This window comes from Actinomadura soli (genome assembly GCF_005889715.1).
Lineage (GTDB): Bacteria > Actinomycetota > Actinomycetes > Streptosporangiales > Streptosporangiaceae > Spirillospora > Spirillospora soli.
In genome coordinates, this window is the sequence record NZ_VCKW01000252.1 from 1 (window position 1) to 12,023 (window position 12,023).

At 71.5% G+C, this 12,023-nt stretch carries 14 protein-coding genes; 9 read left to right on the top strand and 5 right to left on the bottom strand.

Annotated elements, in window-relative coordinates:
• Nucleotides 1–259: 259 nt before the first annotated feature.
• Both sodN and ETD83_RS33380 read left to right on the top strand, forming a co-directional pair.
• A complete protein-coding gene (sodN, locus tag ETD83_RS33375) occupies nt 260–661 on the top strand; it encodes a superoxide dismutase, Ni (RefSeq protein WP_205718019.1) in 402 nt (133 codons plus the stop codon).
• A gap of 229 nt (nt 662–890) precedes the next feature.
• Entirely contained in the window at nt 891–1,217 is a 327-nt protein-coding gene (locus tag ETD83_RS33380) for a hypothetical protein (protein WP_138649194.1), read from the top strand.
• Here the strand turns inward: ETD83_RS33380 and ETD83_RS33385 are convergent.
• Complete coding sequence (locus tag ETD83_RS33385) at nt 1,172–1,684, bottom strand: GNAT family N-acetyltransferase (protein ID WP_138649195.1); 513 nt, start codon at nt 1,682–1,684, stop codon at nt 1,172–1,174. The two genes, ETD83_RS33380 and ETD83_RS33385, sit on opposite strands and share 46 nt — an antisense overlap.
• 246 nt (nt 1,685–1,930) lie before the next feature.
• On the opposite strand from ETD83_RS33385, the gene ETD83_RS33390 reads away from it, so the two are divergent.
• Together ETD83_RS33390 and ETD83_RS33395 are read left to right on the top strand one after the other, a co-directional pair.
• Nucleotides 1,931–2,359 carry an ATP-binding protein gene (locus tag ETD83_RS33390; RefSeq protein ID WP_138649196.1) on the top strand — a complete coding sequence of 143 codons (429 nt, stop codon included), beginning with the start codon at nt 1,931–1,933 and terminating at the stop codon, nt 2,357–2,359.
• 50 nt (nt 2,360–2,409) lie between these two features.
• The gene (locus ETD83_RS33395) at nt 2,410–3,168 is read left to right on the top strand and encodes an RNA polymerase sigma factor SigF (RefSeq protein ID WP_138649203.1); all 759 of its coding nucleotides are present in this window, start codon (nt 2,410–2,412) and stop codon (nt 3,166–3,168) included.
• 28 nt (nt 3,169–3,196) lie between these two features.
• Here the strand turns inward: ETD83_RS33395 and ETD83_RS33400 are convergent, their stop codons facing one another.
• Nucleotides 3,197–3,700: a hypothetical protein gene (locus ETD83_RS33400; RefSeq protein ID WP_230421354.1), complete on the bottom strand. Its 504-nt coding sequence runs from the start codon at nt 3,698–3,700 to the stop codon at nt 3,197–3,199.
• 139 nt (nt 3,701–3,839) lie between these two features.
• Here ETD83_RS33400 and ETD83_RS33405 point away from each other — a divergent pair, with 139 nt between their 5' ends.
• The gene (locus ETD83_RS33405) at nt 3,840–4,772 is read left to right on the top strand and encodes a diacylglycerol/lipid kinase family protein (RefSeq protein ID WP_329603010.1); all 933 of its coding nucleotides are present in this window, start codon (nt 3,840–3,842) and stop codon (nt 4,770–4,772) included.
• A gap of 292 nt (nt 4,773–5,064) precedes the next feature.
• Nucleotides 5,065–5,319 (top strand): WhiB family transcriptional regulator, encoded by a 255-nt coding sequence (locus ETD83_RS33410; protein WP_131963414.1) that lies wholly within the window; start codon nt 5,065–5,067, stop codon nt 5,317–5,319.
• Nucleotides 5,320–5,532: 213 nt separating this feature from the next.
• On the opposite strand, the gene ETD83_RS33415 is transcribed toward ETD83_RS33410, so the two are convergent.
• Entirely contained in the window at nt 5,533–7,194 is a 1,662-nt protein-coding gene (locus ETD83_RS33415; protein ID WP_138649198.1) for a sensor histidine kinase, read from the bottom strand.
• Between the two features lie 76 nt (nt 7,195–7,270).
• On the opposite strand from ETD83_RS33415, the gene ETD83_RS33420 reads away from it, so the two are divergent.
• The 3 genes from ETD83_RS33420 (at nt 7,271) to ETD83_RS33430 (ending at nt 10,059) form a co-directional block, all read left to right on the top strand.
• Nucleotides 7,271–8,443, top strand: a complete 1,173-nt coding sequence (locus ETD83_RS33420; RefSeq protein ID WP_138649199.1) for an 8-amino-7-oxononanoate synthase — start codon at nt 7,271–7,273, stop codon at nt 8,441–8,443.
• 36 nt (nt 8,444–8,479) lie between these two features.
• On the top strand, nt 8,480–9,283 hold the full coding sequence (locus tag ETD83_RS33425; protein ID WP_230421355.1) for a GntR family transcriptional regulator: 804 nt from the start codon (nt 8,480–8,482) through the stop codon (nt 9,281–9,283).
• Between the two features lie 119 nt (nt 9,284–9,402).
• Nucleotides 9,403–10,059 (top strand): Uma2 family endonuclease, encoded by a 657-nt coding sequence (locus tag ETD83_RS33430; RefSeq protein WP_171064584.1) that lies wholly within the window; start codon nt 9,403–9,405, stop codon nt 10,057–10,059.
• 6 nt (nt 10,060–10,065) lie between these two features.
• On the opposite strand, the gene bioB is transcribed toward ETD83_RS33430, so the two are convergent.
• Together bioB and bioD are read right to left on the bottom strand one after the other, a co-directional pair.
• The gene (gene bioB, locus ETD83_RS33435) at nt 10,066–11,061 is read right to left on the bottom strand and encodes a biotin synthase BioB (RefSeq protein ID WP_138649201.1); all 996 of its coding nucleotides are present in this window, start codon (nt 11,059–11,061) and stop codon (nt 10,066–10,068) included.
• A 3-nt stretch (nt 11,062–11,064) separates the two neighbouring features.
• On the bottom strand, nt 11,065–11,790 hold the full coding sequence (gene bioD / locus ETD83_RS33440) for a dethiobiotin synthase (protein ID WP_171064585.1): 726 nt from the start codon (nt 11,788–11,790) through the stop codon (nt 11,065–11,067).
• Nucleotides 11,791–12,023: the final 233 nt, after the last annotated feature.

A 12,023-nucleotide genomic window follows, 5' to 3' on the forward strand; every position in this document is an offset into this window, starting at 1 on the left:
GCCCCGGCCAGCGCGAGCGCCGCCGCCCCGGCCAGGCCCCAGAGCGCAAGGTGGCGCGGCGAGCGGATCCGCATGGTCCTCCTCGTCCACCCGCATAGTTCGCCGGGCGGCGGTCATGAACTGTCCTGGAATGGTTCCGGGCCGCGCCGCGATCCGGTCCTAGGCCGAAATACCGAGCGCCCTGGCCGGACGGGCCCACGGGCACAAGAGTAATGTCGGTGACCTGAGCATGATCCACAACGAGGGAAGGGAATCGCAGGTGTTGCTCAAGCTTCTGCGCCCGAAGACCACGGTGTCCGCGCACTGCGACCTGCCGTGCGGCGTCTACGACCCGGCGCAGGCCCGGATCGAGGCCGAGTCGGTCAAGGCGATCGCCGAGAAGTACGCGGCCAACGAGGACCCGGAGTTCCGCGCCCGGGCGATCCTGATCAAGGAGCAGCGTTCCCAGCTGGTCAAGGAGCACCTGTGGGTGCTCTGGACCGACTACTTCAAGCCGCCGCACTTCGAGAAGTACCCGCACCTGCACCAGCTCTTCAACGAGGCGACCAAGCTCGCCGGCGCCACGGGGACCAAGGGCAGCATGGACGTCGGCGTCGCGGAGCAACTGCTCGCGAAGATCAAGGAGATCGACGAGATCTTCAAGGAGACGAAGCAGGGCTGACCGGCAAGGCACTGAGGGCCGGCCCCGGCGGGGGCCGGCCCTCAGCCGTGTCCGAACGGCTTCCCAGCCCGCGCGGCGAGCACGGTCGGTAATTCGTTCCGCACTCACGGTCAGCGATGGATTCGCGTGCGCGAAAGGGCGTTGCCCGGCGGGCGCGAGCAGGTCATCCTTCTCTCAAGGAAGTCCGGCATGGCGGGGCCGGCGGCGGACTGCGAACGCGGCGGTGCGTGTGAGTGACGAGATCGAATGCCCTGAGTGCGGCGGGACGGGCGAGGAGCGCCTGGGCCCGCTGCAGTTGATGTGCATGTTCTGCCACGGCCGGAAGGTCGTCAGTGGCGAGCATGAGCCCGCGGACGACGGGAGCCGTGGCCCGGGATGGCCCGGGGAGGCCGAGGAGCACGACGCCCGCGTGCACGGCCCGCTTCCGCCTGTCTGGGAGCATCCGGCGGTGCGGGGGTCAGGGCTCTGCACGCACTGCCTCGGAGCCGGTGTCGTCGTGTCCGAGGGCAGCTACGCGGAGGCGCCGTGCCCGGTGTGCTCGGGGGGCGGGCGGTAGGACGCGGCGGCCCCGGTGAGCGCGTCGCCGGTGAGGCGGTAGATCGTCCACTCGTCCTGCGGGCGGGCGCCCATCGACTCGTAGAAGTCGATGGCCGGCTTGTTCCAGTTGAGGACCGACCACTCGACGCGGCCGTAGCCGCGCTCGTCCGCGATCCGGGCCAGCTCGGTGAGGAGCGCCTTGCCGTAGCCGTGACCGCGGACGCCCGGGTCGACGAACAGGTCCTCCAGGTAGATGCCGTGCGTGCCGTTCCACGTCGAGTACGTCAGGAACCAGACGGCGAACCCGGCGACGCGGCCCTCGTGCTCGGCCACGTGGGCGAAGACCTTCGGGTCCGGGCCGAAGAGGCTCTCGCGGACCTGCTCCTCGGTGGCCTTCACCTCGTGCAGGGCCCGCTCGTACTCGGCCAGGTCGCTGATCAGCCGCAGGATGTCGGGAACGTCGTCGGGCGTCGCGAATCGGATCACCTGTGCAGGCTAATCGAGCCGAACGGGTGGGACGGCCCCCCGCAACCCCGTCCGCGAGCGCACCCCGTACGCCGCCGTCGCCCCCGGCGCCAGGACGTGACGCATCCCTCCCTCCGAAGAGGTTTGGATCGCGTCCTTTCACGTCGCCGGGGACATTGGTGAGAAAGCCACGCGCGGCGAAGTCTCGCACAGGGGCGTGCAGGCGGTAGTTTCGGAAGCAGCGGGACCATCCTGCGAGGGAGTGACGTGACCGAGGAAACCGCTGCAATGCCGACCAGTACGAAGTTGTCCGTCCGCGACGTGGTGACGGTCAAGTTGCCGGCCGCGAGCGCCTACCTGTCCGTGCTGCGGACGGCGACCGCCGGCCTGGCGGCCAGGCTGGACTTCACGCTGGACGAGATAGAGGACCTGCGCATCGCCGTCGACGAGGCGTGCGCGATGCTGCTCGCCCAGGCCCTTCCGGGCACGGACCTGGTGTGCGAGTTCGAGCTGACCGGCGATGCCATGCGCATCTCCGTGTCCGTGCTCACCGTGGACGGCGAGGTGCCGAGCCGCGACACCTTCGCCTGGACCGTCCTGTCGTCGCTGGCGGGCGAGGTCGACTCCCAGGTCGGCGCCGACGACCGGGTCACCGTGACGCTGCAGAAGCGCCGCGGTTCGGCGGGGGCCCCGTGACAGAGAAGACGACGATCGCCGGCGCGAGCAGCGAGCGGTCCGAGAGCGCGGTGCCGGACCGCGCCCGCGCCCGTGCCCTGTTCGAGCGCCTCGCCGAGCTTCCCGAGGGCGACCCCGAGCGCCAGCGCATCCGCGACCAGCTCGTGGAGCTGCACCTGCCGCTCGTGGAGTACCTCGCCCGCCGCTTCCGCAACCGCGGCGAGTGGCTGGACGACCTGATCCAGGTCGCCACGATCGGGCTGATCAAGTCGATCGACCGGTTCGACCTCGACCGCGGCGTGGAGTTCTCCACCTACGCCACGCCCACCATCGTCGGCGAGATCAAACGGCACTTCCGCGACAAGGGTTGGGCGGTGCGCGTCCCGCGCCGCCTGCAGGAGCTGAAGCTGTCGCTGACCAAGGCGATCAGCGACCTCGCCCAGCGGGAGGGCCGCGCCCCGACCGTCAGCGAGCTGGCCGCGCACCTGCAGATGAGCGAGGAGGAGGTGCTGGAGGGCCTGGAGTCCGCCAACGCCTACTCCACCGTCTCCCTGGACGCGCCCGACTCCGGCGACGAGGACGCGCCCGCCGTGGCCGACTCGCTCGGCATGGTCGACGAGTCGCTGGAGGGCGTCGAGTACCGCGAGTCCCTCAAGCCGCTGCTGGAGAAGCTCCCCGCCCGCGAGAAGAAGATCCTGCTGCTGCGGTTCTTCGGCAACATGACCCAGTCGCAGATCGCGGCCGAGCTCGGCATCTCCCAGATGCACGTGTCCCGGCTGCTCGCCCGCACCCTCGCCCAGCTCCGCGAGGGCCTCACCGCCGACGAGTAGACCCGCCGGCGGTCGGGCGGACCGCCGGTCAGTCCTTGGTGGGCTGTTCCTTCAGGCGGTCCTTGAGGCGCTGCCCCAGGGACCGCGGTTCACCGGGGGCCGGCGCGGGCTCGGCGGAGTGATCCGGGGCGTCCTCCCGGACGTCGTCCTCGTCGTGATCGGTGATCAGCCAGGCGGTGCTCGGCGGGCTGAGCACGGCGATCAGCGCGAGGACGGCGACCACCCCCATCGGGACCGCGAGCGCCGGACGCTCGCTCTGCCACAGCGACCACGCGACCGGCAGCGCGAACAGCTGGGTCAGCACCGTGGGCGCCCGGCTCCACTGGTCGGCGCGCAGCAGCCCGCGGGCGCAGGCGAGCATGCCGAGGCCGCCGGCGAGCGCGAGGACGGTGACCCCGATCGCGCTGGCCGGGTCGACGGCGGCGCCGGTGGCCGTCTCCACGCCGGTGTACACGCCGAACCCGACGGCGGCGACGCCCTCCACGGCTTCGAGGACGGCGGCGGCCTGCACGGTGATGGGACGCTTGGACACACCGGAACCCTACTCGTCCCCGCTCCGGGGCCGTGCCCAAGGGCGGTTCTCGGGGGGCCTGGCGGTCGTCCCCCGGAATGACAGGCGACGCCGGGGCTAACGCATCCGGAACGATCGATACCCTGACGCCGTGCGCGCCATGCTCATCGCCAACCCCAAGGCGACCTCGACCTCCCGGCGAGCCCGCGACCTCCTCATGCGGGCGTTCACCGGGGATCTCGACCTGGTCCTCGCCGAGACCGGCCATCGCGGCCACGCCACCGAACTGTCCCGGCAGGCGGCCGTGGACGGCTACGACGTCGTGATCACGCTCGGCGGCGACGGGACGGTGAACGAGGCCGTCAACGGGCTGCTCGCCCACGGCCCGTCCTCCGGGCTGCCCGCGCTGGCGGTACTGCCGTCCGGGAGCACCAACGTCTTCGCGCGCACGCTCGGCCTGCCGGGCGACCCGATCGGCGCGACGAAGGCGGTCCTCGAAGCGCTGCGCGCGGGACGGCACCGCACGATCGGGCTCGGCACGGCCTCCCATGCGGGCGGCCCGGAGCGTTATTTCACGTTCTGCGCGGGCGTCGGGCTGGACGCCGAGGTCGTCCGGGAGGTCGAGCGACGGCGCGCGGCGGGGGCCACCGCCTACAACTCGCTGTACGTCCAGACGGCGCTCCGGCATTTCTTCTCCGGCACCGACAGGCGGCATCCCGCCCTCACTTTGGAACAGCCGGGGCGTCCACCGAAAACCGGACTGTTCCTCGCGTTCATCTCCAATACCTCGCCCTGGACTTTCATGGGCCGCCTCCCGGTGAATCCGAGTCCCAAGGCGAACTTCTCGCGCGGCCTGGACGTGTTCGGCATGCGTTCGCTGGACGTCGGCCCGACGCTCGGGGCGGTGGCGCAGATGCTCACCGCCCGGGCCCGTCCAGTGCAGGGACGGCACGTGGTGAACGTGCACGATGCGGCGGAGATCACCCTGCACGCCGAGCGCCCGATGGCCTTTCAGCTGGACGGCGACTACCTTGGCGAACACCACAGCGTGACGTTCCGATCGGTTCCGAAGGCGATACGGATCGTCATTTGAGCCCGTAAGGGTTGCCAGGTGAGAGCCAAGTAACACGCCCGACCCACGGGTGTGACACATGCGACATCCATACTTTGAGAATCCTTTCTCAAAGGTCTTGCGTCTCCCCGCGCCCCCCTGACACGCTCAAAGTGCGCCAGCCGATAAGAGACCCCGACGACGCCGGTCTCCGTCTCGCGGCGCCGCCGAACATTCACCCCTGGACATGGCCACCGCCACCCGGGTGTTCGCGACATGTGAAACCGTTCACAAGAGTGGAGTGTCTCCACCACCTGACGAAGGAGTGGACCGCATGGACTGGCGCCACCGCGCAGCCTGCCGTGACGTGGACCCCGAGCTGTTCTTCCCGATCGGCAACACCGGGCCGGCGATCCTGCAGATCGAAGAGGCCAAGCAGGTGTGCCGGCGCTGCGACGTCACCGACGCCTGCCTGCGCTGGGCGCTGGAGTCCGGCCAGGACTCGGGCGTCTGGGGCGGCATGGGCGAGGACGAGCGCCGCGCCCTCAAGCGCCGCGCCTCCCGCGCACGCGCCCGCGCCGGTCTGTAGTTTATTGCGTTTCTCTCCTCCTTCGGGCCTTGGCGGCCCTCCATCGTCGAGCACTGCGCGCGATCGCTGCATCGTTTCGGCTCGCCTGGCGGCTCGCTGCGCGATCAGGTTTCTGCAGGCTCGAAACCTGCCTTCGGTCGCGATCGCAAGCGTTGAGGTCGGCGCGTGGCCGGGGTGCTGGCTGATGCCCGTGCGATAGCAGGTGCAGGCCTCTTAGGTGGCTTGCGGCGGTTGGCGCCTTGAGGACTGGGCGTCGCCTAGGGGGATGTCTACGACGACCTCGGTGCCGCCGCCTGGGCGGGGGCGGAAGTCGAGGTGGCCGCCCAGTTCTCCGACGATCAGCGTCCGGACGATCTGGAGCCCCAGGCTGTTGCTGCTCTCGACGTCGAAGTCCTCGGGGAGGCCGACGCCGTCGTCCGCGACCACCGTGACCAGGCGGCGTCCCGTGGCCGGGTCCTGCTTCGGGACGGCGGCGCGCGCGTGCTCGTCGGCCCCCGGCCAGTCGCCCCAGACCGAGACGCCGCCCGGATCGCGGGGCGCCTCGCCCTCGCCGTAGCGGTGCGCGACGACCTCCAGCGTCCCGAACCGGTTCGTCAGGCCGTGCTCCAGGGCGTTCTGGAGCAGCTCGGTGAGCGCCATCGCCAGCGGGGTGGCGACCTCGGCGGGCAGGACGCCGAAACTGCCGGACCGCTTCGGCGCGACCTTGGTCTCCGGCGTCGACACCTCCCCCGCCATCGTGATCACCCGGTCGGCGATGTCGTCGAAGTCGATCAGCTCGTCGGGGGTGTGCGAGAGCGTCTCGTGGACGATCGCGATGGACCCGACCCGGCGGACGGCCTCGTCCAGCGCCGCCCGCCCCTCCGGGATCTGCAGCCGCCGCGCCTGGAGCCGCAGCAGCGCCGCCACCGTCTGCAGGTTGTTCTTCACCCGGTGGTGGATCTCCCGGATGGTGGCGTCCTTGGTCAGCAGCTCCCGGTCGCGCCACCGCAGCTCGGTGACGTCCCGGCACAGGACGATCGCCGCGATCCGCGTCCCGCTGACGACCAGCGGGATCGTCCGGAGCTGCATGATCGACCCGTGCGACTCCACCTCCACCTCGCGGGGCGCCCGGCCCGACAGGACGACGCTCAGCGCCTCCTCCATCGGCTCCCCCGTGTCGCACAGCTCGGCGGTGATCTGCCCGAGCGCCTCGCCGACCAGGTCCGCCGGGTAGCCGAGCCGCCGGTACGCCGACTGCGCGTTCGGGCTGGCGTAGGTGACCCGGCCGGAGCGGTCGAGGCGCATCAGCCCGTCGCCGACGCGGGGCGAGCGGACCATGTTCGGCTCCTCGCCCGGCGCCGGGAACGTTCCCTCACAGATCATCGTCGCGAGGTCGCTGGCGCTCTGCAGGTAGGTCAGCTCCAGGCGGCTCGGCGTGCGGGCCGAGCTGAGGTTCGTGCTCCGCTGGATCACCCCGAGGACCTTCGGGCCGCGCCGCACCGGGATCGACTCCTCCCGGACCGGAATACCGCTGCCCCACTCAGGGTCGCCCTCCCGGACGATCCGCCGCTCCCGCCACGCCACGTCGATCAGCCCGCGCCGCCCCGTCCGGACGACCTTGCCGACCAGGTCCTCCGGGTAGGCGGTCGGCCCGGTCGTCGGCCGCATCTGCGCGATCGCCACCCAGCCCGGGACGGCGGCGCCCGTGTCCGGCAGGGGCCGCCGGGTACGGTCGGCGGGCAGCGCGTCCGCCGAGCGGAGCGGCACCCAGAGCAGCAGGTCCGCGAACGACAGGTCGGCGAGGAGCTGCCAGTCGGACACCAGCGCGTGCAGCCACTCCAGATCGTCCTCGGTGAGATCGCTGTGATCGCGGACGAGATCGGTCAAGGTAGGCACGCCACCATCATCGCCGATGGGTCTTGGTGCCCGGGCGGGTCCCCCGTCCGGCGGGGGGCCTGGCAGGATTCACGGCATGACCGCGGCACGAGACCCCCTGGCCAGGCTCCGGGACGCGGCGGCGCGGCGCGAGGACGCCGGGCTGCGCCGGACGCTCCGCCCCCGCCCGTCCGGCGCCGGCGGGCTCGTCGACCTGGCGTCCAACGACTATCTCGGGCTGGCGGGCGACCCCCGCCTGGTCGAGGGCGCCGTCGCCGCCGCCCGCGCGTGGGGCACCGGCTCCACCGGCTCCCGCCTCGTCACCGGGACGACGGAGCTGCACGCCGAGCTGGACCGGCGGCTCGCCGCGTTCACCGGCAGCGCCGCCGGGCTCGTCTTCTCCTCCGGCTTCCTCGCCAACCTCGGCGCCGTCACCGCGCTCGCCGGGCCGGGCACGCTCGTCGTGTCCGACCAGGTCAACCATGCCTCGATCGTGGACGCGTGCCGCCTTTCGCGGTCCCGGGTCGTGATCGTCCCGCATCGCGACACCGCCGCCGTCGAGCACGCCCTCGCCGGCCGCGACGAGGACCACGCGGTCGTCGTCACCGACGCCGTGTTCTCCGTGGACGGCGACCTCGCGCCGCTGCGGGCCCTGCACGACACCGTCCGGGCGCACGGCGCGCTGCTGGTGATCGACGAGGCGCACGCGCTCGGCGTCGTCGGCGACCACGGACGCGGCGCCGCGCACGCCGCCGGGCTCGCGGGCGAACCGGACGTGATCCTCACCGTCACGCTGTCGAAGTCCCTGGCGTCCCAGGGCGGCGCGGTCCTCGGCGCCCCCGAGGTGATCGACACCCTGATCGACACCGGCCGGTCGTTCATCTTCGACACCGGCCTCAACCCGCCCGCCGCCGGCGCAGCGCTCGCCGCGCTCGGCGTCCTCGAATCCGACCCCGCCCTGCCCGGACGCGCCCGCGACCGCGCCCGCCGCATCTCGGCCCTCGCCGCCGGTTCCGGCCTGGAGACCGCGTCCCCGGCCGCCGCCGTCGTCCCGGTGTTCCTCGGCGAACCGCACGCCGCCGTCCGGGCCGCCGGGATCTGCGCCGAGCACGGGCTCCGCGTGGGGTGCTTCCGGCCGCCGTCCGTCCCCAAGGGCCGGGCCTGCCTCCGCCTCACCGCGCGCGCCACGCTGGAGGAGCCGGAGCTCACACGCCTGGAAGCGGCCCTGGCGAAGATCGCATGTTCTACCGGTCGTAGTCTTCACACATAACATCGGGGAAACCGATGATGAACGTGAGGAGATGCCGTGACGGAGGTCAGGGGCGGGCCCCGGCACGGGGGCGGATTCGAGCACGGCTACGACCGGGCCTCGCTGGGCGACGTCGGCAAGCGCCACCCGAACCAGGCGCCCCGCATCCCCAAGTACTACAAGCTCAAGGAACTCCTGGTCGAGCTGATCCAGTCCCTGCCCCCCGGCAGCCCGCTGCCCCCTGAGCGGACCCTCGCCGAGAAGTACGAGACGTCCCGCACCACCGTCCGGCAGGCCCTCGCCGAACTCGTCGTCGAGGGACGCCTCCAGCGCATCCAGGGCAAGGGCACGTTCGTCGCCAAACCGAAGGTCTCCCAGGAGCTCCAGCTCGTCAGCTACACCGAGGACATGCGGCACCACGGCCTGCGCCCCGAGACCCGCATCCTGGAGGCGGGCTACGTCAGCGCCGACGAACGCCTCGCCACCCTCCTCTGCATCCGCCCGGGCGGCCGCGTCCTGCGCGTCCACCGGCTCCGCCTCGCGGACGGCGAGCCCATGTCCATCGACACCTCGCACCTCCCCGCCCGCCGCTTCCCCGGCCTGCGCCGCGAACTCCCCCGCCACCGCTCCCTGTACGAGACGCTCGCCACCGCATACGACGTCCACCTGACCGAGGCCGAGGAGACGATCGAGACCGTCCTCGCCACCCCGCACGACGCGCAGCTCCTCGGCGTGGACGTCGGCCTCCCCATGCTCCTCCTCTCCCGCCACGCCTTCGACACCACCGGCCAGCCCGTCGAATGGGCCCAGTCCCTCTACCGAGGCGACCGCTACAAGTTCATCACCCGCCTCCGCCGCTGACCTGCGCGCACGACTCTCCTTCGAATTCCTCGACCACCAGTTCGAACGATTTGGCTACGCTGAGTGCAAGCCTTCTCTACGATGACCGGGAGCAGATCGTGAGGGAGGAGTCACAAAACGTGAAGGTCCTGTCGGACGAAGAAGTGTCGTTGTTGCCCGACACGCCCTACAACCTGTGGGTACGCGGTGAACTCGATGACTACGTCGACGCCCCCGAAGGGTCCCGAGTCGAGATCATCGGAGGGAAGGTCGTCGTGTCCCCGCCGCCCGGGCTGCCTCACAACGCCATCGCCGGCGACATCAACTACCACCTCGTTCGCGCGCACGTGCTGGGGACCGGCTACCCCTGGAAGACTGACCAGGGCACCGGGATGTCACTTGTCGGCATCGGCGACGGGTACGTCCCGGACCTCATGGTCATAGACGAGGAGGTCTATCTGGCCGCCCGTCGTGCCGGAGTTCGGACGGTGGTGCCCGACCAGGTCGAACTAGTCGTGGAGGTCACCTCGTCCAGCAACGCCAAGCACGACCAGCAGCCCACGGGACGGGGACGCCGCAACAACAAGTGGAACGGGTACGCGGGGGCCGAGATCCCGTACTACCTCCTGGTCGACCGCTCGCCCAAGGTCGCGCGCTCCATCCTGTATTCCATCCCGGACCAAACGCTGGGCGCCTACCTGCACCAGGAGTCCTGGACGTTCGGCGAGCCGATCCACCTCCCCGACCCGTTCGACATCGATATCGACACCACCGAGTGGAGGTCCTGGGACCAGTGACCCGTCCTAGAGGGTCTGGCTCAGGGCCTTGATGGGCATCTGGAGGTCGGTGAGGAGTTCCAGGTCCTTTTCCGCGGGGCGGCCCAGGGTGGTGAGGTAGTTGCCGACGATGATGGCGTTGATTCCGCCGAGCATGCCGTCGCGGGTGCCGAGGTCGCCGAGGGTGAGCTCGCGGCCGCCGGCGTAGCGGAGGATGGTGCGGGGCAGGGCGAGGCGGAACGCGGCGATGGTCTTCAGCGCCTCCGTGCCCTCGACCAGCGGGAGGTCCGCGAACGGGGTGCCGGGACGCGGCGCCAGGAAGTTCAGCGGGACCTCGTCCGGTGAAAGGTCGGCGAGCTGGCCGGCGAACTCGGCGCGCTGCTCGATCGTCTCGCCCATGCCGACGATGCCGCCGCAGCACACCTCCATTCCGGCGTCCTTCACCATGCGGAGGGTGTCCCAGCGCTCCTCCCACGTGTGGGTGGTGACCACGTTCGGGAAGTGGGAGCGGGCCGTCTCCAGGTTGTGGTTGTAGCGGTGGACGCCCATCGCGGCCAGCTCGTCCACCTGCTCCTGGGTGAGCATGCCGAGCGAGCACGCGACGTTGATCTCCACGGCGTCGTTGATCGCCTTGATGCCGTCGCGGACCTGCGACATCAGGCGCTGGTCCGGGCCGCGAACGGCGGCGACGATGCAGAACTCCGTCGCGCCGGTCTTCGCGGTCTCCTTCGCCGCCTCGACCAGCTCGGGGATGTTCAGCCACACCGAGCGGACCGGCGACTCGAACTTGCCGGACTGGGAGCAGAAATGGCAGTCCTCGGGGCAGCCGCCGGTCTTCAGCGACACGATGCCCTCGACCTCGACCTCCGGGCCGCACCATCGCACCCGCACCTCGTGGGCGAGAGCGAGCAGGGCGTCCAGCCGGTCGTCGGGGATGGTCAGGCAGTGCAGGACCTGCTCGGCGGAGAGGCCCTTGCCCTCGTCCAGGACCTGGCGGCGGGCGACTTCGAGGATGTCCGTCACGTGTTACTCCTTGTCGAGGCCGTGGCTGTCGCGGAACACGGCGGCGTCGAACGTGCCGCCGAACGAGGGGGCCAGGCCGCGGTGCGCGGCCAGGAGGAACTCCGCCGGGTCCAGGGCACCGGCCCCCGCGGGCATTACACCCGACAGCGGTCGAGCCGCGATCGTTTCCAGGTCGCGGATGTTGCTGCGCATCGCGAGATCCGGGTCGTCCGGCCACTCCCCGATGACGACACCGGCGAGCTGCACGCCGCGGTGCGCCATCGCCTCCAGCGTCAGCGCGGTGTGGTTGAGCGTGCCGAGGCCCGGACGGGCCACGACGACCGCGGCGGCGCCGAGCCAGCGCGCCAGGTCGGCGATCGTGGTGCCCTCGTCGTCGTAGCGGACGAGGAGACCGCCCGCCCCCTCGATCAGCACGAGGCGGCGGGTGGCGGACAGGGCCTGGACGCGTTCGGCCACGTCCGCCAGCCGGAGGGGCGGGACGCCCGCGCGCCGGGCCGCCGCGGCGGGCGACAGCGGGTCGGGGAACCGGGCGAACTCGTGCACGTCGTCGAGACCGGCGAGCCGCCGCACCTCGTCCAGGTCGCCGGGCTCGCCGTCGCGGACGCCGGTCTGGCCCGGCTTGACGACGGCGACGGACGCGCCGCGCGCGGCGGCGACCGCGGCCAGCGCAGCGGTGACGACGGTCTTCCCCACTCCCGTGCACGTCCCGGTGACCACGACAACACTCACAAAGCGGCACCCTAGCGCGGGCCCCCGGCCTGGACGCCCGCCGGACCCCACAGTCTTCGGCGCCGGAATTTGTCGGCGGTGGAACCGGATCGGGCACGGGCGCGTCCAAAGCGTCATGGCCGGTCCCTACACACGCTCCCGCCGGGTGTCGGCGTTCGCCGTCGCGGCCTGCGCGGCGCTGACCTCCTGCGGCGGCTCGGAGACGGCCGGGCCGTCGCCGTCCTCCCCCGCAC

Excerpts from the sequence above, each read along its gene's own strand:
- ETD83_RS33405 (WP_329603010.1), top strand. The coding sequence starts at position 3,840 with ATGCTCATCGCCAACCCCAAGGCGACCTCGACCTCCCGGCGAGCCCGC.
- ETD83_RS33410 (WP_131963414.1), top strand. The coding sequence starts at position 5,065 with ATGGACTGGCGCCACCGCGCAGCCTGCCGTGACGTGGACCCCGAGCTG.
- ETD83_RS33420 (WP_138649199.1), top strand. The coding sequence starts at position 7,271 with ATGACCGCGGCACGAGACCCCCTGGCCAGGCTCCGGGACGCGGCGGCG.